Origin of the sequence: Rhodoferax potami (assembly GCF_032193765.1) — a bacterium.
In the GTDB taxonomy this organism is placed as follows: Bacteria; Pseudomonadota; Gammaproteobacteria; order Burkholderiales; family Burkholderiaceae_C; genus Allorhodoferax; species Allorhodoferax potami.
The window spans coordinates 932211-953555 of the sequence record NZ_JAVBIJ010000001.1 but is presented as its reverse complement, the minus strand read 5'-3'; the positions used below and the strand labels follow the sequence as shown (position 1 = coordinate 953555).

Sequence of the window (21345 nt, the reverse complement as noted above, 5' to 3'; positions counted from 1 at the left end):
TTGGAGACGAATTTGAAATTCATGGTCAAACTCATGGCGGGCCTGCTTGCTCTGGTTTTACTGGCGGTCGCCGGCGTGGGCGGCTGGTACCTGTACAAAAAGCAACCGGTCCGCAGCGGCGTGGTGGAGCTGCAAAATCTGCAAGGAAACGTCACCGTCCGGTATGACGAGCGCGGCGTTCCGCACATCACCGCAGACAACGAGGCTGACCTATACCGCGCCCTGGGCTATGTGCACGCGCAAGACCGGCTATTTCAACTGGAGATGGTGAGGCGCCTAGCCAACGGCGAGTTGGCCGAAGTGCTGGGCCCCAAACTGCTGGACGTCGACAAACTCTTCCGCACCCTGGGCCTGCGCGAACACGCCAAAAAAGTGGTGGCGGCCATGGACCGCAACGCGCCCGAAAGCCGGGCCCTGCTGAGCTACATCGACGGGATCAACCAGTGGCAAGACAGCCACCGCGCCCCGCTGGAGTTTGACATTCTGGGTATCCCGCAACAGCCATTCACCCCCGAAGACACTTATGCCGTGGGCGGGTACCTCGCCTACAGCTTTGCCGCCGCCTTCCGGACCGAACCGCTCATGACCTTCATCCGAGATAAGCTCGGGCCCGACTATTTGCGGGCATTTGATGTCGATTGGCACCCCGAGGGCGTATTGACCCCGATCGCCGGCATGACGCCCGACGCATGGAACAGCCTCCAACGCGTGGCCGGTGTGAGCCTGCAGGCCAGCGAGCTGGGCGGCATACCGCTGCTCGAAGGGAGTAACGCCTGGGCCGTCTCGGGCAGGCGCACCGCATCGGGCAGCCCGATGCTGGCCGGTGACCCGCACATCTCATTTTCTGCACCGTCCGTGTGGTACGAGGCGCACCTGAGCACGCCGGAGTTTGAGCTTTTCGGGCACTTTCAGGCCCTGAACCCGATGGCGCTACTGGGTCACAACCACGACTTCGGCTGGAGTTTGACGATGTTCCAGAACGACGACGTCGACTTCATTGCCGAGCAGGTCAACCCCGACAACCCCCAACAAGTGTGGCACCAGGGCAACTGGGTCGACATGGTGAGCCGGACCGAGCTGATCCAGGTCAAGGGCGCGCCACCGGAGCGCATGGTGGTGCGAACCACGCCACAGGGGCCGGTGATCAACGATGCGTTCAAAGAAAGCCTGGGAACACGACCCATCTCCATGTGGTGGGCGTTTTACGCCACCGAGAATCCGGCCATCCGGGGCTTTTACGAGCTCAACCGTGCAGACACCTTGGACAAGGCCCGAGAGGCCTCCAGCAAACTCCACGCGCCCGGCCTGAACATTGTGTGGGCCAACGCAGAGGGCGACATCGGGTGGTGGGCCGCGGCCAAGCTGCCCTTGCGCCCGCAAGGCGTGAACCCGACATTTATCCTGGATGCGGCCAAAGGCGAGGCGGACAAACCCGGTTTTTACGCCTTCCGCTTCAACCCGCAGGAAGAGAACCCGGCGCGCGGCTACATTGTTTCGGCCAACCACCAACCCCTGCCCAAAAGCGGTGTACCGGTGCCCGGCTACTACAACTTGCCGGACCGGGCGCAACGGCTCGATACCCTGCTCAACACCCCCAACATGAAGTGGACCAGTGTCGAGACGCGCAAGCTGATGCTGGATGTCAACAACAACTACGGCCCCCGCATTTTGCGCAACCTCCTGCCGGCCATGAATGCGGTCGTCACCGACCCCAACGAAAAAGCCTTTATGGAGCCCCTCACCAACTGGGACGGCACCTATGACGAGGGCAGTATTGCGGCCACTCTATTTACCCAAATGATGTACGAGTTGGCCAAAGCTGCATTTGCCGACGAACTGGGCCCCGTGCAGTTTGCGAACCTGCTGGAAACTCGCGCTCTGGACTTCGCCCTGCCACTATTGGTCGCGGACAACAATTCGCCCTGGTGGGACGATGTCAGCACGCCGGCCAAAGAAAGCCACTTTGAGACGACCCGTATCGCCTGGTCCAACACCCTCAAGCACCTGCAAGGTCTCTATGGCACCAGCCTCCTGGACTGGCGCTGGGGTGTGGCCCACACCTTGACCCACGGGCACCCGCTGGGCCGGCAAAAGCCACTGGACAAGATTTTTAACGTGGGGCCCTTTCAAGTACCTGGCGGCCGCGAAACGCCAAACAACCTGTCAGGCTCGCTGGGTCCCGCCCCTTGGGCAGTCACCTCCGGCCCGTCGACGCGACGGGTGATTGATTTTGCGGACGCAGGCAAAGCCGTGGGCATCAACCCGCTCGGCCAAAGCGGCGTGTGGCCCGACAAGCATTACGCCGATCAGGCTGAAAAATACGCCAAGGGCGAGTTCGTGCGCATGTGGCTGGACGAAGCCGACGTAATCGCCCGCACCGCAAGCACTCTTACGTTGAGGCCGGCCCGCTAAGCAAGTCTTGCAGCTCCCGCAGGCTGCCCACGGTGGCGTGCGGGTGTTGGGCGAAAGACCAAAGGTGCTCCTCCCGGTTCACCCACACGGTTTGCATGCCCACACCCAAAGCGCCCAAAACGTCCAGTGCTGCGTCATCCCCGATGTGTAATACCTCTTCGGCTTTGACGCCCACCGATGCGCAGGCCGCTGCAAAAATACGCGGGTCCGGCTTGCCCACGCCTGCATCCCGCGCGCTCACACTGGCCGCAAAGTAGCGGCCAATGCCCACGCGGTGCACATCCGCATTGCCATTGCTCACAGCAACGATCGGCCAACGGGCCGCCATGGCGTCGAGCAAAGGAATCGCATCCTCAAACAGCTCTACCTGCATGCGGGCATCAAAAAACACCTCAAACGCAGGCTCTGCCAAGGCCGGGTCATCGCCACTGCGTTGCAGGGCCAGCCGGATGGATTCACGCCGCAGCACGCTCAAGTCATGGGCCTGGTCTGCCCATTGCGCTTCGGTATCCGCGCGCAACAACTGACGCTGATGAGGATCGGCATACATGACGGCGGTGCGGGGCGCGTGTGCTGTGAGCCATTCGCGCAACAGGTCTTCGGCCCGGTGAATCGCGGGCCACACGGGCCACAAAGTGTCGTCCAGATCAAGGGTGATGGCGCGGATACGGCTCAAATTCAGCATGGGGCAGTGCGCGACTCGCGGGAGCCGCCAAAACAACGGAGGAAGCTGTGAGGGTACACACAAACGGCACCGCACCGGGCCGCACAGAGCGCTACCATCAAGCCTGTTGCTTTAACGACCCACTCACCCATGCCCGCCATCACGCTTGATATGCCCAGCCCGACGGGCGAACAACTCAAAGCCGCCCGCTTAGCAGCCGGCCTGAATCAGGCCCAGGCCGCTGAACTGCTGGGCTACTCCTTGCAAACCGGAAGCCGCGGCGGCCTGCAGTCCCGCACCTGGCAAGCACTGGAAAGCCCGACCGATGACCGCAACATGCAGGGCCCGGTATTTGCCATGTTTTTGCTGCTCACCGGGCAACACCCCACACTCCAATTGGTAGACAAAGAGCTCGGCGATACGCCCCCGCCCTCCAGCACCGAAGCCGACTGACACTCACCGCGACCGAATATTTCTCTCATGGCACTCCCCTCCCCCTTTGCTCCCGAGCCCTCGTACACCCACGGTCAACCCGCACGCAACGCCGTGCTGTTGTGTAACCTGGGTACGCCGGATGAACCCACCACCCCGGCTGTGCGCCGCTATCTCGCCGAGTTTTTGAGTGACCACCGCGTAGTCGAGATTCCACGGCTGCTGTGGCTGTTGATCCTGCACGGCATCATCCTGCGCTTCCGGCCGGCCAAGTCGGCCGCCAAGTACGCCAGCATTTGGACGCCTGAGGGCTCGCCGCTCAAGGTCTGGACCGAGCGGCAGGCCAAAATGCTGCAGGGCTGGCTGGGCCAGCGCAACCACCACGTCAAGGTGGCGTGGGCCATGCGCTACGGCAGTACCAATATTGCCTCCCAGCTAACCGCCCTCAAGGCAGACGGGGTCACCCGCGTCCTGATCGTGCCCGCCTACCCGCAATACAGTGCCACCACGACAGCCAGTGTGTTTGATGCGGTCTACGCCTGGGCCTCGAAAACCCGCTCGATTCCTGAGCTGCGTTTTGTCAACCACTACCACGACCACAGTGGCTATATCGCCGCGCTGGCTGCCAGCGTGCAGCGCTACTGGCGTGCCAATGGCCGGCCTGACAAGCTGGTGATGAGTTTTCATGGCGTGCCTGAGCGCACCCTGCACCTGGGCGACATCTACCACTGCGAGTGCTTCAAGACCGCACGGCTGCTGTCCGAAGCTTTGGGCCTGTCCAAAGACCAGTTCAAAGTGACTTTCCAGTCCCGGCTGGGCCGTGCCAAATGGCTGGAGCCCTACACCGAGCCTACCTTGATTGAAATGGGCAAGGCCGGTGTGGAGCGGGTAGATGTGATCTGCCCCGGGTTCACCAGCGATTGCCTGGAAACCCTCGAGGAAATCAACATGGAAGCCCGCGAAGCGTTTTTGCATGCAGGCGGCAAAGAGTTTCACTACATCCCCTGCCTGAACGACGACCCCGAGTGGATCACCGCACTCTGCCAGCTTACCGAAACCCACCTCAGCGGCTGGCGCACCCAAGAAGCCCCCGACACCGCGGCCCAACAGGTCTCGCGCGCCGCTGCGCTGGCATTGGGCGCCAAACAATGAGGGTTCAGCCGTGGTAAGCGACGCCGCATGGTGTCCAATACAGCAATGGAAATGAACGCCCTTAATGAACAACGCCTCCATGATCTGGAGATCAAGGCCAGCTACCTCGAAGACACGGTGGACCAGCTCGACAGCATCATCATCCGCCAACAAGCGCAAATTGAGCTGTTGATCCGGGAGGTGACCCATCTCAAGCAGCAGACGCCGGATGCCGGTGTTGCGCGGAATCTGCGTGACGATCTGCCCCCCCACTATTGACTCTGGAAACTGATATGTCGCTTCACACTTGGTGGTTGTTTGTCATGATGACGTTTGTGGTGTCGGGCACGCCCGGCCCAAATATGCTGTTGGTCATGAGCACCAGCGCCCGTGAAGGCATGCGCGCAGCCATTGTCAACATGGCAGGATGCATGACCTCTTTGATGTTGATGCTGGGGCTCTCTGCCGCAGGTTTAGGTGCGCTGTTGCAGGCATTCCCGGCCGTGTTTGACACGCTGCGTTTGGCAGGCGCGGCTTATCTGGCCTACCTGGGCGTGCAATGCTGGCGCTCGCCGGTAGAGGATGCGGAAGACACCGCAAATGACTCCAAAACCCCGGCAGTCAGCGCAGGCACCAGCCTCTGGAGCCATTACCGCCAGGGCGCCCTAGTGGCGGCCAGCAACCCCAAAGCCATTTTGTTTGCGGCTGCTTTCTTCCCCCAATTTCTGAACCCTGAAGCGGCGCAACTCACCCAGTTCGCGATTCTGTTGGGGACTTTTGCTGTCGTCGAAGTCGCGTGGTACTTTGTGTATGCAGCCAGTGGAAAGCAGCTCTCGACCTACCTGCGCCGCGCCACTGTGATGCGCGCTTTTAACCGCCTGACCGGCGGCGTTTTCGTGGGCTTCGCAGCACTGATGGCGGCGGCCAAAAGCTAGATCAACGCGCGCTGCCGCACCTCAAGCGAGGTCTTGGTAGCGCGAGTCTTTCTCCACATACATCTGCAGATCGCAGCGGTGGAGCCAACTGGCAAGGGTGTCTTGGCTATCGGCCAGTGCAAGCCCAGCGCTGGCTGAGACGCTCAGCCCCGGGTGCACACTGTGCCAGTCAAATTCGTTCACCGCTTTGTGGATACGCGCGACCACCGAGGTGGTGCTCTGCGCCTCCACGTGGCTGAAGAGGACCACGAACTCATCGCCCCCGAGCCGGACGGACACATCGCCTTCCCGCACAAAGCCACCCAGAATCCGCCCCACGGTCCTGAGCACTTCGTCACCTACCAAATGGGAAAAGCGATCGTTGATTTGCTTGAAGTGGTCGATATCGACAAACACCAAGGCTGGGGCACGCTGGCGCTCAGTGGCATCGCTGAGCAAAGCCGGCACGATTTGCTCTAAATACCGGCGGTTGTACAGGCCAGTCAGGGCATCTTGCATGGCCAGCCGCTCCAAATGGCGCGTTTTTTCTTCCAAGTGGCGGCTGGCTTGGCGGTCTGCCCGCACCCGCATTTGCCATTCCACACGCTCTTCGCGGCTGTGCAAGGCCTCTTTGCGAAGGTGCATTTCCTGCATTTTCCAGAGCCGTTGCTGCGCTTGTGCCTGGAGGTCTTTGCCCTGGGCAGAGTAGATCTGAATCAACAGCAAATACGCAGTGGCCCGCAGGTGCTCGTTTTCAGCCCGCGCCGCAGATTGCAGCAAGCGCTGGGCATGGGCCTCGGCCGACATCCAATCCTCGGCGGCCCATGCAATTTCGGTCCTCAGCCACATCTCAAGCAAGATCACCGCCGGTTGGCGCATGCCCTTGGCCACGCTGGCCGAAATCGTGTCAGCCCGGCGGCTGGCCTCGTCCAGATCGCCCTGCCAGCACAGCTCAAATGCATGTGTCAGGTCCAGCAGCGCGCGGGTTTTGCGATAGGGGCACAGCAAGGAACGCACACTCCCGGGTTGCGAGGTGACTTGTTCGGGCAGCGCGGCAATCTGCGTCAACCGGTCCAGCGACAAAAAAGTGCCGTGGTAATACCGGTCCAGAAAACAGCGGTGCATTTCGGCATACCGCTGGTGGTAGCGCGGCAAGCAGGATTCAGCCCACAGGCCCTGGGCTTCAAACATCCGGACCGAGCGCTCCAGCAAATCGGCCGCATTGTCAAAACTCTGGCTGCAGGCATAGGCAACGCCGAGGTAGTTGCAGGCCATAGCTTCTGCAAGCGGATGGCTGGCTGGGCTGGACTGGCTGAGCTTCAAGGCCAGCATGGCGGCCTCCAAGCCATCAGCGCTGTGGCCCATCAGGCTCAGCACATTGGCTAAAGTGGTCAGGGCCTCAGCCTCGCCAGCGGCGTCCCCGTGGGTTTGGAACATCTGGGCGGCGCGCTCCGCCGTCTCACGGGCACGGCGCAGGTGCGAGAGCTGACGGTCTCCCTGCGCAAGGTACAAAAGGGCGCGGGCCTGGCCCGCGGCGTCGTTCTGCCGCTGGGCGTGCAGCAGTGCGCTTTTGGAAAGCGTCTGGCTGAAGTCCACGTCGCCGCGCGTCAAGGCAGCCTGTGCTTGGAAAAGCAGGGTGACGTGGGTCGGCTCAGAGGACAAAAGCGGCGCGTCGGGCATGGGGGAGAGACAAGTAATCAACCCCACAGGTTAGGCGGACGCACCGGCGCTGTCATCACCCGAACGGGTGAAATTTGCAAGTATTTGCAACCCGTTTGCGTTACTGCGTGAGCGCCATGGCTTTCACTTGCGCCCAGACGTGCATGCCCGGCTGGAGTTGCAGCTGTTGCACTGCGCGCCGTGTCAGGCGGGCCCAAAGCGCTGTACCGCTCACATCCAAGCGCACCAGGGCCTGGGCGGGTTGCTGGTCCGGCAGAATTTGCGCCACGGTGCACGCCACGGTGTTTTGAATGCTGCTTCCCGATGGGGCTTGGGTTGCAATGCTGACATCGCGAGCCAGCACCCGCAAACGCACCAGCTGCCCAGTTTGCAGCTTGGCATCAGGCACCCAGAAGGTGCCGCCATCAAACGCAATTTCGCTCAAATGCCACTGTGGGTCGTGGGATATCACACGCCCCGTCACCAAGCTCGCCGTCTCTCCACCGAGGCGGATCACAGGCTCCACCTGAGACAGCACGGTATCTACTGGGCCTATGGCCATGACACGCCCTTGCTCCAGAACCACCAAGGTGTCGGCCAGACGGGTGACCTCCTCGGTCGCGTGCGACACATACACCATCGGAATTTGGAGCTCGCTGCCGAGTTGCTCCAGCCACGGCAAAACCTCGCGCCGGCGGGCCTCGTCCAGAGACGCAAGGGGCTCGTCCAAAAGCAAAATCTGCGGGTTGGTTGCCAGCGCCCGTGCGATCGCCACACGCTGTCGCTCGCCACCGGAGAGGTCGGTCGTCCGCCGGTGTAAAAGCTTGGACAAGCCCAAGGTCTGAATCGCGAACTCAAGCGTCAGCAAGGGGCTGCCATCCACTCTGGGCGTAGCGCGCCGACGGGCGAACTCCAAGTTACCCGCCACGTCCAAATGGGCGAAGAGGCTGGCCTCTTGAAACACATAACCCTGGGAGCGCCGGTAGGTCGGCAAAAAAACACCTGCGGACTCGTCTTGCCAGGTATGCCCGCCCACCTGCACCAGCGCTTGCGGCGAGCGCTCGAGACCAGCGATGCACCTCAGAACTGTCGTTTTGCCTGAGCCCGACGGCCCATACAAAACCGTGATGCCCTTTGACGGCAGCTCCATATCCACCACCAGGCTGAAGCCGGGTTTGGAGACATTCAATTGGATGCGGTTGACCATGGCGCTCAAGTCCGCAAACGGCTGCCACTCGGGTTGAGCCACCCCAGCGCTAGCAACACCACAAAAGAAAACAGCACCATGCCACCCGACAACCAGTGCGCCTGGGTGTATTCAAGTGCCTCCACATGGCCATAGATTTGGGTGGACACCACCCGGGTGCTCTCGGGGATATTGCCCCCCAGCATCAGCACCACACCAAACTCGCCGACCGTGTGGGCAAAGCTCAGCACAGCAGCACTCACCACACCGGGGCGGCACAGCGGCAGGACCACATGCCAGAAGGTATCCCAAGGAGAGGCCCGCAGTGTGGCGGCGACCTCCAGAGGGCGCGGCCCCAAGCTTTCAAACGCATTCTGCAATGGCTGCACCGCAAACGGCAGGGAGTAAATCACCGAGCCCAGCACCAGTCCCGCAAAAGTGAATGGCAGCAAACCGATACCCAACCACTGGGTGAACTGACCGCCCCACCCCTGTGGCCCCAAGCTCACCAACAGGTAAAAACCCAATACCGTCGGTGGCAACACCAAAGGCATGGCCACCAGGGCACCCACAGCGCGACTCCACCAAGAGCCGGACCGGGCCAGCCACCAGGCCAACGGGGTAGCCAAACACAGCAACACAAGCGTGGTGACACTGGCCAACTCCAAAGTGAGCCGGATGGCCGAAAAATCGTCCGAAGACAGCGGAAACGCAGCCACGGACAAGCTGCTACTCATAGCCCACCGCGCGCATCACCCGGCGGGCAGGCTCAGTGCGCAGATAGGCCAAAAAAGCCAGGGCCGCTACTTGGCCTTGCCCGGGATTGAGAAGCACCGCATCCTGCCGCAAAGCCTGGTGCAAGTGGGCGGGCACCTGCCACGCGGAGCCATCCACCAAACGCCCATCCCGCATCACTTGAGACAGCGCGACAAACCCCACGGGCGCGTTACCACTTGCGACAAATTGATAGGTCTGGGCGATGCTTTCACCCTGAATCAGCCGTCCTTGCAGGCCTTGCCACACACCCCGCTGCTGGATCACCTGCATGGCGGCAGCGCCATAGGGCGCAGTTTTGGGATCGGCCATGGCCACCCGCAAACCAGCAGCGCCCAGCACCGCGCCCTGCGCATCCACAACACCGGGCTGCGGACTCCATAAAACCAATCGGCCGGTGGCATAGGTGAATTGGCTCGCCGCTACTGCCGCACCCTCCTGCACCAGGCGCGAGGGTGTCTCGTCGTCGGCGGATAAAAGCACTTGGTACGGCGCACCGTTCTTGATCTGGGCGTATAGCTTGCCGGTGGCACCTGGCACCAGGGTCACAGTGTGCCCGCTCACCCGCTTGAAGTCGCTGGCAATGGTTTGCGCCGTTCCGGAAAAATTGGCGGCCACGGCCACCAACGCAGTGTCCGCCCGCACCGATGTGAGCACCCCGAGGCTTAGCAGACCCACGCCTAATCCCTGCCGCAGCACCCATGAAATCACTGAATTAGCCATACGAGAAGATTAGCATCCGCCGCAACAAAAAAGGGGCGCCGAAGCGCCCCTTTTTTGCTACTAAAGGTATAGCTACACCCGCAGACTAAATGGGGGCTAGCACCCTTTTTTATGCCGAAGCCAAGCGCTGCGCCTTGCCTTGAAAGTGCTTGAGCACCCGTGGCAAGACCAACACACTCAGCACCACCACCAGCAATGTCACCGACATGGGGCGCTGAAGGAAGATCATGGCACTGCCTTCACCAATGGACATGGCATTGCGCAGCTGTGCCTCTGCCAAAGGCCCGAGGATCATGCCCACAATCACCGGTGCCGTCGGGATATTGAACCGGCGCATCACCAAGCCCATGACCCCCACCACGTAAAGCAGCACTAGGTCAAAGGCGCTCTGGCGCATACCGTAAGTGCCCACGGTGGCAAAAATCAGAATACCGGCGTACAGCTGGGCCTTGGGCACCTTCAGCAGCTTGACCCACAAACCCACCATCGGCAAATTCAGCACCAGCAACATGACGTTGCCAATGAAAAGCGAGGCGATCAACGCCCACACCAGCGCAGACGAGGTGGTGAACAGTTGTGGCCCGGGTTGGATACCGTAGTTCTGGAAAGCGCCCAACAACACGGCCGTCGTGTTGGACACGGGAATGCCCAGCGTGAGCAACGGAATCAAGGCAGTGGTCACCGTCGCGTTATTGGCGGCTTCGGGGCCGGCCACCCCTTCGATGGCACCTTTGGTACCGAACTCCGCCAGGTCGTCGCCTTTGGCGAGTTTCTTTTCTGTGGCGTAACTCAAGAAAGTAGGAATCTCTGTGCCGCCGGCAGGAATGCAACCAAAAGGCGCACCAATTGCAGCGCCACGGATCCAGGCGGGGATCGAACGCTTCCAATCCCGCGCGGTCATGGTGACGCGGCTGAGCTTGTTTTCGGTCTCAACCACCTTGCCCTCAAAGAGTACAAAGTGCAGGGCCTCAGCCACCGCAAACAAACCAACCGCTACCAACACAATTTCAATACCGTCCAGCAGCTCGGGCATGTTGCCGGTGTAGCGGGTTTGGCCGGTGATCTGGTCCATGCCAATCAAGCCAATGGCTAAGCCCACAAACAGCGCGGTCAAACCGCGCAATGTGCTCTGCCCCAACACCGCACTGACGGTGGTGAACGCCAATAGCATCAAGCAAAAATATTCTGGCGGGCCGAGCTTGACGGCGTATTCCGCCACCAGCGGCGCAAACAGGGTCACGACCACCGTGGCGATACTGCCAGCCACAAACGAGCCGATAGCTGCTGTTGCCAGCGCAGCACCCGCACGGCCGCTCTTGGCCATCTTGTTGCCCTCCATGGCGGTCACCATACTGGAGGTCTCACCCGGCGTGTTGAGCAAAATGGATGTGGTGGAGCCACCATACATCGCGCCGTAGTAAATGCCGGCAAAAAAGATCATGGAGGCAGTGGCCTCCACTTGGGTGGTAATAGGCAGCAACATCGCCACCGCGGTAGCAGGCCCGATGCCGGGCAACACGCCAACGGCTGTGCCCAGCGCACACCCCACAAATGCCCACAACAGGTTGACGGGGGTACCCGCCGTCGCAAACCCTTGAAGAAGTTGATTCCAGATTTCCATTACAACCATCCGCTTTGCGTCAAACCTGGCAAGCTGATGGCCAGAAACTTGGTAAACATCCAGTACACGGGTGCCGAGATCAGCAGACCGACCACGATATCCGTGATCCAGGTACGGGCGCCGCCCAAGACCTGTCCTTGGGCCAAGCGCGCACCCCGCGATGCCAACACAAAACACAGGGCGCAACTAAAGATGAACCCTATGGTGGTGATCAACGCTGCATTCACCAGCAAGCCCACCGACATCCAGATAAATCCGGGCCAGAAGGCGGGCTCGCTGTCTTCGTCATCTTCCATGTCGAGAAAGCCGCCCTTACGGACTTCCCACAGCAAGAAACCACTGCACAGCAGCAAAGCCACGGATACCACCCACGGAAGAAAGTCAGGGCCGATACCGGCGTAACCCGCTTCTGAGGGAATGACCCATGCGCCAGCACCGAGCCCGAGGGCCAGGAGCAGCACGCCCACTGCTACGGCGGCTTCTTGCCGCGCTTTCACGACCTGGCTCATCACAGCATTCCGGAGAGGTGCATCACGCCGCGCAGGCTGGAAAACTCGTTGTCCACAAATTCGTCAAACGCTTTGCCGGTCAACACCGCAGGGGTCCACTGGTTTTTCTCCAGCGCGTCAGCCCAGCCCTTGGTCTTGGTGACTTTCACGATCAGGTCGGTCAGTGCAGCACGCTGCTCTGCGGTGATGCCAGGCGCGCCATACACACCGCGCCAGTTGCCCAACACCACGTCATAGCCTTGCTCGCGCATGGTCGGCACATTGATGCCGGGCAGGCGCTTCTCGGAAGTCACCCCGATGGCGCGCATCTTGCCCGCGGCAATGTACTCAGCGAACTCGCTGTAACCGCTGCCGCCAATCGTCACGTTACCGCCCAAAATCGCCGCAGTAGCTTCGCCGCCGCCACGGAACGCAACGTAGTTGACCTTTTTGGGGTCTACGTTGACCTTGGTCGCCAGCATGGAGGCACAAATGTGCTCAGTGGATCCACGCGAACCGCCGCCCCACTTGACACTGCCGGGGTCTTTTTGCATCTGGGTGACTACGTCTTTCATGGTCTTGAGCGGGGAGTCGGCCGGCACCACGAACACGTTGTATTCGCTGGTAATACGGGCGATCGGTGTTACCTTGTCCAGGCCAACAGCAGGCTTGCTGGTGATGATCCCACCCAGCATCACCGCACCCATCACCATCATGGCGTTGGGATCGCCCTTGGCGGAGTTCACAAACTGGGCCAGTCCGATCACACCGGCCGCGCCACCCTTGTTTTCATATTGCACAGTATCCACCAGCTTGGCGTCGATCAGTGCTTTGCCCAAGGCGCGGCCTGTGCCGTCCCAACCGCCGCCGGGGTTGGCGGGGAGCATCATTTTCAGATTGGTGGCTGCACGTGCCGACAAAGGCAGAGCACCGGCAGCAGCCATCACGGCCATGGATTTGAGGAAAGTATCGCGACGCATGGAAGTCTCCTGTGGTTATTGGTAGGGCCTATGATGCGGGCCGTGGCTGTCAAACGGCTGTCCAAATTCCCTAGGGGAAACCCGTAATTCGCACCCTGCTCTGGCCATGCATTTACTCTTGATCGAAGACGATCCCGCCCTGTTCACCACCCTGCAACGCAGCCTGGTACGTGCACAAATGCGGGTCGATGTCTGCAGCGATGGTGCACAAGCGCTCACCCACTGGAACACGCTCCAGCCCGATGTGGTGGTGCTCGACCTGAGCCTACCGGGAGTAGACGGGCTCGACGTACTCAAGCAGGCGCGCCGCAGCGGCCTGCGCACGCCGGTTCTGATATTGACCGCTCGCGGAACGGTCGGCGACAAAGTGCTGGGCCTGAATGCCGGTGCCGACGATTACCTGCCCAAGCCGTTTGATCTCGACGAGCTGGAAGCCCGCATACGCGCCCTGCATCGCCGCAATGCCGACAACCCGACACCGCAGAGCAGCGACCTGCTGGTCGGAGAGTTGCGGCTCGACCGCAACAGCGGCGCCATCTATCACCGCCACGAGGTCTTGGACTTGACCCCTCGGGAGCTCGCCCTGATGACGGCCCTGATGTTGCGCCCGGGCCATGCGGTCAGCAAAGAACGCTTATTTGAAGTGGTGTTTCCCGGCCAAGTGGATGTGCAGTTTGAAGCGATCGAGGTGGTGGTGTACCGCCTGCGCAAGAAGCTCACCGCCATGCGGGTCAGCCTGGTGACCCTGCGCGGGCTTGGCTATTTGCTCAAGGCCGACTGAGATGGCGAGCCGCCGCCCTGCGCCCTCATTACGCAAGAGCCTGTTACTGGGTATCTTGATTCCGATTTTGTTGTTTGTATTGGTAGACACCTACAGCCTTTACCAGCAGGCGCTGGCCGCGGTCAACACGGCCTATGACAGGACGCTGCTCGCCTCCGCCAAAGCCATTGGCGAACTATTGGACATTGAAGGGCGAGGTGCGGATGCTCGGCTCAGGGCGCAAGTACCCTACTCTGCCCTTGAAGCGTTTGAGGCAGACAACCGCAGCCGCATGAGCTACCGGGTGTCTGACGCCAAAGGCCAATGGGTCGATGGCGAGCAAGACATCAAGGTCTGGACGGGTCAGCTGCCCCAGCAGGGCCCCTATGCCGCGCTGGTAGATTTTTACGACGACACCTTCCGGGGCGATGCGGTGCGGGTAGCCGTACTGCTGCAGCCGGTGGCCAGTGGGCGGGAGCGCACCATGGCCATGGTGCAGGTGGCAGAAACGCTGGAGCTGCGCCACACCCTGGCGCGACAAATTTTGCTGGACACACTCCAGCGGCAGCTGATTCTGATCACCGTCATTACCGCGGTGGTGATGCTGGTGGTAGACCGTGCCACCCGCCCGGTGCGGCAGCTGAGCGAAGAGCTAGAGCAGCGCAGCGAGGACGACCTGACCGCCTTGCCTGCCGGCGAATTGCCGCTGGAAATTCAGCCGCTGGCGGTGGCCACCAACCATGTGATGCACAAGCTGCAACACCTGCTGGACCACCAGAAGCGCTTTGTACGTGATGCGGCACACCAACTCCGGACCCCATTGGCGGTGCTCAAGGTGCAGGTGCAATCGGCACTGCGGGGCGACATAGCCGCTCAGGACGGCCTGAAAGAAATTGCCTCCACGGTCGACCGGGCCACCCAACTGGCCAACCAAATGCTCTCACTGGCCAAAGTGGAACAAGTGCGCCAACAGCAAGACTTTGCGGCTATGGACTGGGCAGAGCCGGTCCGGACCATTGCGCTGGATCTGTCGGCCTTGGTGGGCGAAAAAGACCTCGACTTCGAACTCGTGACCGAGCCTTGTCCGGTGATGGCCCACGAATGGATGCTGCGGGAAACCATCCGTAACCTGCTGCACAACGCTGTGCGCCTATCACCGCAGGGCGGCGACTTGATGATCCGTTTGCAGCGAGATGGCGACTGGGCACAGCTCACAATTTCGGACAGCGGGCCCGGCATCAGTGATGCCTTGCGTATGCGGTTGTTTCAGCCATTTGCGGCCGGAAGCACCCACTCGGGGTCAGGCCTTGGGCTCACGATCACCCGGGAAATGGTGCTCGCACTGGGGGGAACCATCCAGCTGAACAACCGGTATTCAGGGGACGCCTGCACCGGACTGGATGCTTGTGTACGATTACCGCTCTATCTCAGCTGAAGTTTTCGCATGCAAAGCACCCGGATCGACAAGTGGCTGTGGGCCGCACGTTTTTTCAAAACCCGCTCGCTGGCCACGGATGAAGTCCAACTCGGCCGGGTGCAGTGGGAAGGCCGAGACGTCAAACCCGCCAAAGAGGTCAAGGCCGGAGACACCCTGACGATCTGGCAAGGCAAGGTCAAAAAGGTCGTACAAGTGCTGCTCATCAGTGAGCAACGCGGCCCGGCACCTGTGGCGCAACTGATGTACGCAGAAACCCCGGACAGCGTGCGCGACCGTCTAGCGGCCGCCGAGCAACAACGCCTAAGCCCGGAGCCCGCCCACACAATTGCGGGTGGTCGACCTACCAAACGCGACCGGCGCGCCCTGCAAACCGGCTGGAACGAGCGCTGGAGCGCCTCGCTGGACTGAAGCCCCTACTGTGCTCAGCCCCTGCGCCTGACCCGCAACCATCCGTTCGAAAGCGGCGATAATCGGGGGTTACTACTGAGGCACCGAGCATCCGGCAGGAGCGCCGCACCCCTCAGGGCCCCCGCCATAGAACGACATTTGGAAAGCCCTTCTGCATGACCGCCCTCACCCCCGTATCCATTTCCCCCGTTGAAGACATCGTGGCCGACATGCGCGCCGGCCGCATCGTGATTCTGGTGGACGAAGAGGACCGTGAAAACGAAGGCGATCTGGTTCTCGCCTCGGACCACGTCACGCCCGAAGCGATCAACTTCATGGCCCGTTTTGGCCGTGGGCTGATCTGCCTGACCCTGACCCGCGAACGCTGCGAGCACCTGAAGCTGCCCCCGATGGCAGCACGCAACGGCACCGTGTACAGCACCGCGTTTACCGTCTCTATTGAAGCCGCCGAAGGCGTGACCACCGGCATTTCTGCCGCAGACCGCGCAACAACCGTGCAAGCCGCGGTGGCGAAAAACGCGGTGGCGACCGATCTGGTGCAACCCGGCCACATTTTCCCACTGCAGGCAGTGGACGGTGGCGTGCTCATGCGCGCAGGCCACACCGAAGCCGGTTGCGATCTGGCGGCCATGGCCGGCTGCAGCCCCTCGGCCGTGATCTGCGAGATCATGAAAGACGACGGCACTATGGCCCGTCTGCCCGACTTGCAGCTGTTCGCAGCCGAACACGGCCTGAAAATCGGCACGATCGCCGACCTGATTGAACACCGCAGCCGTGTCGAATCCCTGATCGAGCCCGTGGGCAGCCGTACCATGAAAACGGCGTACGGTGAATTCACCGCCCACGCCTTCAAAGACAGCACCGGACAAGGCGTGCACCTAGCGCTCGTCAAGGGCGAGTGGGACGCCGGCACTGTGGTCCCTGCGCGTGTGCATGAGCCGCTCTCGGTGCTGGACGCATTGGAAGTCAACCGCAGCATGCACTCCTGGAGCCTGGATGCTGCTCTGGCTTATATCGCCGCTGAAGGCAAAGGCGTGGTGGTGCTCCTCAATTGCGGCGAAAGCGGCGAGCAGTTGCTGTGCCAGTTTGAAGGCACCGCGCGCGCGTCGCAAGCGCCTGAGCGGGGCCGCATGGACCTGCGCACTTACGGCATCGGCGCCCAGATTCTGCTCAAGTGCGGTGTGCAGAAAATGCAACTCATGGGAAGCCCGCGCCGCATGCCGAGCATGACCGGTTACGGCCTCGAAATCACCGGCTACATCAGCAAATAACTCGAATAAAGGAATCACCCATGTTTGGCGCAGACAAAGGCACCGCAGCCTCCGACCGTTTGAACGGCAAGAAACTCAACATCGGCATCGTGCAGGCCCGCTTCAATGCGGACATCACCAATGCACTCGCCAACGCCTGTAAGACCGAATTGCTGGCTCTGGGCGTATCTGAAAAAGACATTGACCATGTCACCGTACCGGGTGCCCTGGAAGTGCCGGTAGCGCTGCAAGCCATGGCGGAAAAAGGCACATACGATGCGCTGATCGCGCTGGGCTGCATCATCCGCGGCGAAACCTACCACTTTGAGCTGGTGGCGAACGAATCCGGTTCTGCCGTGACCCGCGTATCTCTGGACTACCAGATTCCCGTGGCCAATGCGATTCTCACCACTGAGAACCTCGAACAAGCCGTAGCCCGCCAGACCGACAAGGGGCGCGATGCTGCCCAAGTCGCCGTCGAAATGGCCAACCTGTTGGAGAGCATCTAATGAGCGATACCCCCAGCACCTCCGCGGCCAAGCGCCCTCCCCGTCAGAGCCGCACCGGCCTTACCACCACCGGCGCCCGCAAAGCAGGCAGCAAATCCAACCGCACCCGCGCCCGCGAATTCGCGCTGCAAGGCCTTTACCAAAGCCTGGTGGGCCGCAATGCGGTGGACGACATTGACCCGTTCACCCGTGACCTGGCCGGTTTTGCCAAAGCGGACGCCGTGCATTTCGATGCCTTGCTGCACGGCTGCGTTGCCCAAGCGGAAGAGCTTGACGCCCTGATCATTCCGGCATTGGACCGTCCGATGGCCGAGATTTCGCCGGTCGAACACGCCATCATGTGGATCGGTGCTTACGAGTTGAAGCACTGCCTCGATGTGCCATGGCGCGTGGTGCTCAATGAGTGCATCGAACTCGCCAAAGAATTCGGCGGCACCGATGGCCACAAATACGTCAATGGCGTGCTCAACGGCATTGCCCCTCAGCTGCGCGCCGTAGAAATCGACGCCGAACGCAACAAAAAACCCGCTGCCTGACCCCACGACCGCCACGATGCACATTTCCTCACGCGCACAGAACATTGAGCCGTTTTATGTGATGGAGGTTGCCAAGGCAGCTTCTGCCCTTGCTGCACAAGTGGCGCACAGCGATGCGCCTATGGTGTTCCTCAATATCGGGGAACCCGATTTCACTGCACCTCCCCTGGTGCAAGCGGCCGCCGAACAGGCGATTCGCGATGGTGTCACCCAATACACCGCGGCCACCGGTCTGCCTGCGCTACGCGAACGCATCAGCGCCTGGTACGCCAGCCGCTTTGGCGTGCAAGTGGCGCCGGAGCGCATCGTGGTCACGGCAGGAGCCTCCGCAGCGCTGCACCTGGCCTGTCTGGCCCTGATTGAGCCGGGCGACGAAGTCTTGATGCCGGACCCCAGCTACCCGTGCAACCGCCATTTTGTGAGCGCCGCCGAGGGCAAGGCTGTGCTGCTGGAAACCTCAGCAGACGAGCGCTACCAGCTCAGCGCCGCCAAAGTGGAGGCTGCTTGGGGCCCGCGCACACGCGGTGTACTGCTGGCTTCGCCATCGAACCCCACAGGCACCTCGATTCACCCTGACGAACTGCGCCGCATCCATGCAGTGGTGCAGGCCAAGGGTGGTATCACTTTGATTGACGAGATCTATCTGGCACTCAGCCACGACGACCAGTTCGGTCACACTGCGCTGGCGCTGGATGACCAGGTGATCAGCATCAACAGCTTCAGCAAGTACTTCAACATGACGGGTTGGCGCTTGGGCTGGATGGTGGTTCCGCAAGACCTGGTGCCGGTGATTGAGCGCCTAGCCCAAAACCTGTTCATTTGCCCCAGCACCATCGCCCAGCATGCGGCACTGGCCTGCTTCGAGCCGGAGAGCATTGCGCTCTACGAGGCCCGTCGCGCCGAGTTCAAAGCGCGTCGCGACTATTTCATTCCGGCCCTGCGTGATCTGGGTTTCAGCATTCCGGTGGAGCCCGACGGAGCCTTTTATGTGTGGGCTGATTGCTCGGAACTTTGCGCGCGACTCGGGCTCCAAAGTAGCTGGGAGTTTGCCTTTGAAGTCATGAACCGTGCCCATGTAGCGATCACGCCCGGTCGGGACTTCGGCACCGCGCAGACGGCCCAGTTTGTCCGCTTTTCGACCGCAAGCTCGATGCAACAATTAGAAACAGCCATCCAGCGTTTGCGTGCGATGCTCACATCCGTTTAAGCCCTCACACCATGAACCAAGACCTTTCCATCCTGCACCTGATCCTGAACGCGAGCATCGTGGTCCAGGCCGTCATGGCCTTGTTGATGCTGGTATCGATTGCCAGCTGGGCCGCCATCTTCCGCAAGCTGTTTTCGCTCAAACGCATCAAAACCCAAAACGAAGCTTTTGAACGCGATTTTTGGTCAGGCTCCAGCCTCAATGATCTGTTCAACGCAGCGAGTCGCAATGCCCAGACTTGTGGCCCGATGGAGCGTATTTTTGCCAGCGGCATGCGCGAATTTCAAAAGCTGCGCGAGCGCCGTGTGAGCGACGTGGGCACCTTGATGGACGGCGCGCGCCGTGCGATGCGCGCCAGCTTCCAGCGTGAGATGGACGAGGTCGAGAGCAACCTGTCCTTTCTGGCATCAGTCGGGTCGGTGTCGCCGTATGTGGGTCTGTTCGGCACCGTCTGGGGCATCATGCACGCCTTCACCGGCTTGGCCTCTTTGCAACAAGTGACCTTGTCGACCGTGGCGCCGGGTATTGCAGAGGCCTTGGTGGCGACCGCCATCGGCCTGTTTGCAGCGATTCCGGCGGTGGTGGCGTACAACCGCTTCGCACGCGACCTGGACCGCATCGCCATCCAGCAAGAAACCTTCATTGAAGAGTTTTCGAACATCCTGCAACGCAACGTGAGCGCCCAGCCTGCGCCGGCAGCCCGCTAAGCCGCACAAGGAATCAACATGCCTGCTGTCGCCGGACGTGGCCGTGGTCGCCGCACCATCAACGAGATCAACATGGTGCCCTTCATCGATGTGATGTTGGTGCTCTTGATCATCTTCATGGTGACCGCACCCTTGATTACCCCCAGCGTGATTGACTTGCCCAGCGTGGGCAAAGCATCGCGTCAGCCTGACCAGATCATCCAGGTGACTCTGACCAAGACCGAGTCGCTCGAGGTCAAAGTAAAAGAGAAAACCTCGTCTGTGGCACTCAAAGACCTGGCCGCCACCGTCAAGCAGGCACAAGGCACGGGCGACGGGGCTGCGCCAGCCAACTCGGCAGTGGTGATCAGTGCCGACAAGAACGTGAAATACGAGAGCGTGGTCAAAGTCATGGACACCTTGCAGCGTGCCGGCATTCAGCGGGTCGGCTTGTCCGTCCAGCTGGCCAACTGAGTCTCCGATTTGCACCATGCCCGCTGCTGATACCCGACAGGAATTTGCGCCGCCCCACACACCGGGCATGTTGCGCGCGCTGGTCATGGCCTTGGTGGCGCATGCGGCGCTGGTGGCGGTGCTGGCAATTGGCGTGGCCTGGAAACGCGAACTCCCGCCCGCCACGGTAGAGGCTGAGCTGTGGTCTGCGATTCCGCAAGAGGCGGCGCCCCCGCCGCCGCCTGAAGAGCCGCCAGAGCCTGAAGTCGAGCCTGAGCCAGCCCCCAAGCCAACGCCGACTCCCCCGCCCCCCGTGGTCAAGCCCGCAGAGCCGGAAGCCCCGAGTAAGGCAGACATCGCGTTGGCCAAAGAAAAAGAGCGCCGTATCGCCGAAGAAAAGCAAAAGGAATTGCAAGCGCAAAAGGCAGAAGCGCGCAAGGCCCAAGAAAAACGTGAGCTCGAAAAGCAGGCTCAGGAAAAAGCGGCCAAAGACAAGCAAGACAAAGCCCGTGCCCAGTTGCGCGAAAAAGAACAGCTGGAAAAAGAAAAGCTCGCCAAAGAGAAAGCGGCACGCGAGGCGAAAGAGAAAGCAGACAAAGCCAAACTGGCCGACGCCGCCAAACTCAAGGCGCAAAAAGCGGCCAAAGAAGATGCCAAGCGCACAGAAGAGCTGCGCCAGCAGCAAATCGCCCGCATGACTGGTCTGGCGGGAGCCAGCGGCAGTGGTGCGCCAGGCTCCACCGGTACCGCCGCGAAGAGCTCAGGCCCTGGGGCGAACTACAGTGGGCGCATCCAGGCGGCGGTCAAACCCAACATCACGTTCACCGACACGATTGTCGGCAACCCCAAAACTGAGATTGAAGTGAGCCTGAGCGCAAGCGGCGAAATCTTGAGCAAGCGCGTTATCAAACGCAGCGGTAACAAGGCCTGGGATGACGCGGCCGAAAATGCGATCGACAAAACCCGCAAGTTGCCGCTGGACGATGGCAAGGTTTGGTCGCCGATGATCATCGTGATCTCGCCGCAGACCTTGGTCGGCCCCTAATCCGCTCAGTTCTGCTCTGTTTTTGATAGCTACTGGCGCAGATATCTAGAGCGCCAGCAGCCTTTTTTA

23 protein-coding genes are annotated in these 21345 nt (G+C 61.1%); 15 read left to right on the top strand and 8 right to left on the bottom strand.

From position 1 onward, the window contains the following. Positions 1–21 precede the first annotated feature (21 nt). A complete protein-coding gene (locus RAE21_RS04555) occupies positions 22–2412 on the top strand; it encodes a penicillin acylase family protein (protein WP_313880340.1) in 2391 nt (796 codons plus the stop codon). Here the strand turns inward: RAE21_RS04555 and RAE21_RS04550 are convergent. Then, positions 2390–3097, bottom strand: a complete 708-nt coding sequence (locus RAE21_RS04550; protein WP_313880339.1) for an HAD family hydrolase — start codon at positions 3095–3097, stop codon at positions 2390–2392. The two genes, RAE21_RS04555 and RAE21_RS04550, sit on opposite strands and share 23 nt — an antisense overlap. Before the next feature lie 129 nt (positions 3098–3226). Here RAE21_RS04550 and RAE21_RS04545 point away from each other — a divergent pair, with 129 nt between their 5' ends. From RAE21_RS04545 to RAE21_RS04530, 4 genes are read left to right on the top strand one after another with little or no spacing between them, the layout of a single operon-like run. After that, complete coding sequence (locus RAE21_RS04545) at positions 3227–3529, top strand: helix-turn-helix domain-containing protein (protein ID WP_313880338.1); 303 nt, start codon at positions 3227–3229, stop codon at positions 3527–3529. Between the two features lie 27 nt (positions 3530–3556). Further along, positions 3557–4660: a ferrochelatase gene (hemH, locus tag RAE21_RS04540; RefSeq protein ID WP_313880337.1), complete on the top strand. Its 1104-nt coding sequence runs from the start codon at positions 3557–3559 to the stop codon at positions 4658–4660. Positions 4661–4711: 51 nt separating this feature from the next. After that, positions 4712–4918 carry a SlyX family protein gene (locus RAE21_RS04535; protein WP_428983971.1) on the top strand — a complete coding sequence of 69 codons (207 nt, stop codon included), beginning with the start codon at positions 4712–4714 and terminating at the stop codon, positions 4916–4918. A gap of 14 nt (positions 4919–4932) precedes the next feature. After that, positions 4933–5574 carry a LysE family translocator gene (locus tag RAE21_RS04530; protein WP_313880336.1) on the top strand — a complete coding sequence of 214 codons (642 nt, stop codon included), beginning with the start codon at positions 4933–4935 and terminating at the stop codon, positions 5572–5574. A gap of 21 nt (positions 5575–5595) precedes the next feature. Here the strand turns inward: RAE21_RS04530 and RAE21_RS04525 are convergent, their stop codons facing one another. The 7 genes from RAE21_RS04525 to RAE21_RS04495 all read right to left on the bottom strand — a co-directional run bounded on the left by RAE21_RS04525 (position 5596) and on the right by RAE21_RS04495 (position 12984). Beyond that, the gene (locus tag RAE21_RS04525; protein WP_313880335.1) at positions 5596–7233 is read right to left on the bottom strand and encodes a diguanylate cyclase; all 1638 of its coding nucleotides are present in this window, start codon (positions 7231–7233) and stop codon (positions 5596–5598) included. A gap of 100 nt (positions 7234–7333) precedes the next feature. Next, positions 7334–8461: a molybdenum ABC transporter ATP-binding protein gene (gene modC / locus RAE21_RS04520; protein WP_313880334.1), complete on the bottom strand. Its 1128-nt coding sequence runs from the start codon at positions 8459–8461 to the stop codon at positions 7334–7336. After that, entirely contained in the window at positions 8425–9135 is a 711-nt protein-coding gene (gene modB, locus RAE21_RS04515) for a molybdate ABC transporter permease subunit (RefSeq protein ID WP_313880333.1), read from the bottom strand. The genes modC and modB overlap by 37 nt, the downstream gene beginning before the upstream one ends. Beyond that, entirely contained in the window at positions 9128–9895 is a 768-nt protein-coding gene (gene modA, locus RAE21_RS04510; RefSeq protein WP_313880332.1) for a molybdate ABC transporter substrate-binding protein, read from the bottom strand. The genes modB and modA overlap by 8 nt, the downstream gene beginning before the upstream one ends. A gap of 109 nt (positions 9896–10004) precedes the next feature. Next, positions 10005–11516: a tripartite tricarboxylate transporter permease gene (locus RAE21_RS04505; RefSeq protein ID WP_313880331.1), complete on the bottom strand. Its 1512-nt coding sequence runs from the start codon at positions 11514–11516 to the stop codon at positions 10005–10007. Then, on the bottom strand, positions 11516–12025 hold the full coding sequence (locus RAE21_RS04500) for a tripartite tricarboxylate transporter TctB family protein (protein WP_313880330.1): 510 nt from the start codon (positions 12023–12025) through the stop codon (positions 11516–11518). The genes RAE21_RS04505 and RAE21_RS04500 overlap by 1 nt, the downstream gene beginning before the upstream one ends. Continuing rightward, positions 12025–12984, bottom strand: a complete 960-nt coding sequence (locus tag RAE21_RS04495; RefSeq protein ID WP_313873350.1) for a Bug family tripartite tricarboxylate transporter substrate binding protein — start codon at positions 12982–12984, stop codon at positions 12025–12027. Before RAE21_RS04495 ends, RAE21_RS04500 begins: the two co-directional genes overlap by 1 nt. Before the next feature lie 106 nt (positions 12985–13090). Here RAE21_RS04495 and RAE21_RS04490 point away from each other — a divergent pair, with 106 nt between their 5' ends. From RAE21_RS04490 to tolA, 10 genes are all read left to right on the top strand, one after another. Continuing rightward, positions 13091–13765, top strand: coding sequence for a response regulator (locus RAE21_RS04490; protein WP_313880329.1), 675 nt, complete (start codon positions 13091–13093; stop codon positions 13763–13765). Between the two features lies 1 nt (position 13766). Beyond that, entirely contained in the window at positions 13767–15179 is a 1413-nt protein-coding gene (locus tag RAE21_RS04485) for a sensor histidine kinase (RefSeq protein WP_313880327.1), read from the top strand. A gap of 9 nt (positions 15180–15188) precedes the next feature. After that, the gene (locus RAE21_RS04480; protein WP_313880326.1) at positions 15189–15590 is read left to right on the top strand and encodes an RNA-binding S4 domain-containing protein; all 402 of its coding nucleotides are present in this window, start codon (positions 15189–15191) and stop codon (positions 15588–15590) included. Between the two features lie 155 nt (positions 15591–15745). Further along, the gene (gene ribBA / locus RAE21_RS04475) at positions 15746–16861 is read left to right on the top strand and encodes a bifunctional 3,4-dihydroxy-2-butanone-4-phosphate synthase/GTP cyclohydrolase II (RefSeq protein WP_313873354.1); all 1116 of its coding nucleotides are present in this window, start codon (positions 15746–15748) and stop codon (positions 16859–16861) included. 20 nt (positions 16862–16881) lie between these two features. Continuing rightward, the gene (gene ribH, locus RAE21_RS04470; RefSeq protein ID WP_313873355.1) at positions 16882–17349 is read left to right on the top strand and encodes a 6,7-dimethyl-8-ribityllumazine synthase; all 468 of its coding nucleotides are present in this window, start codon (positions 16882–16884) and stop codon (positions 17347–17349) included. Next, complete coding sequence (gene nusB, locus RAE21_RS04465) at positions 17349–17885, top strand: transcription antitermination factor NusB (protein ID WP_313873356.1); 537 nt, start codon at positions 17349–17351, stop codon at positions 17883–17885. The genes ribH and nusB overlap by 1 nt, the downstream gene beginning before the upstream one ends. Positions 17886–17901: 16 nt before the next feature. Then, the gene (locus RAE21_RS04460) at positions 17902–19092 is read left to right on the top strand and encodes a pyridoxal phosphate-dependent aminotransferase (RefSeq protein WP_313880325.1); all 1191 of its coding nucleotides are present in this window, start codon (positions 17902–17904) and stop codon (positions 19090–19092) included. An 11-nt stretch (positions 19093–19103) separates the two neighbouring features. Then, positions 19104–19799, top strand: a complete 696-nt coding sequence (tolQ, locus tag RAE21_RS04455) for a protein TolQ (protein WP_313873358.1) — start codon at positions 19104–19106, stop codon at positions 19797–19799. An 18-nt stretch (positions 19800–19817) separates the two neighbouring features. Continuing rightward, entirely contained in the window at positions 19818–20252 is a 435-nt protein-coding gene (locus tag RAE21_RS04450; RefSeq protein WP_313873359.1) for an ExbD/TolR family protein, read from the top strand. A 16-nt stretch (positions 20253–20268) separates the two neighbouring features. Beyond that, complete coding sequence (gene tolA / locus RAE21_RS04445) at positions 20269–21276, top strand: cell envelope integrity protein TolA (protein WP_313880324.1); 1008 nt, start codon at positions 20269–20271, stop codon at positions 21274–21276. Positions 21277–21345 lie beyond the last annotated feature (69 nt).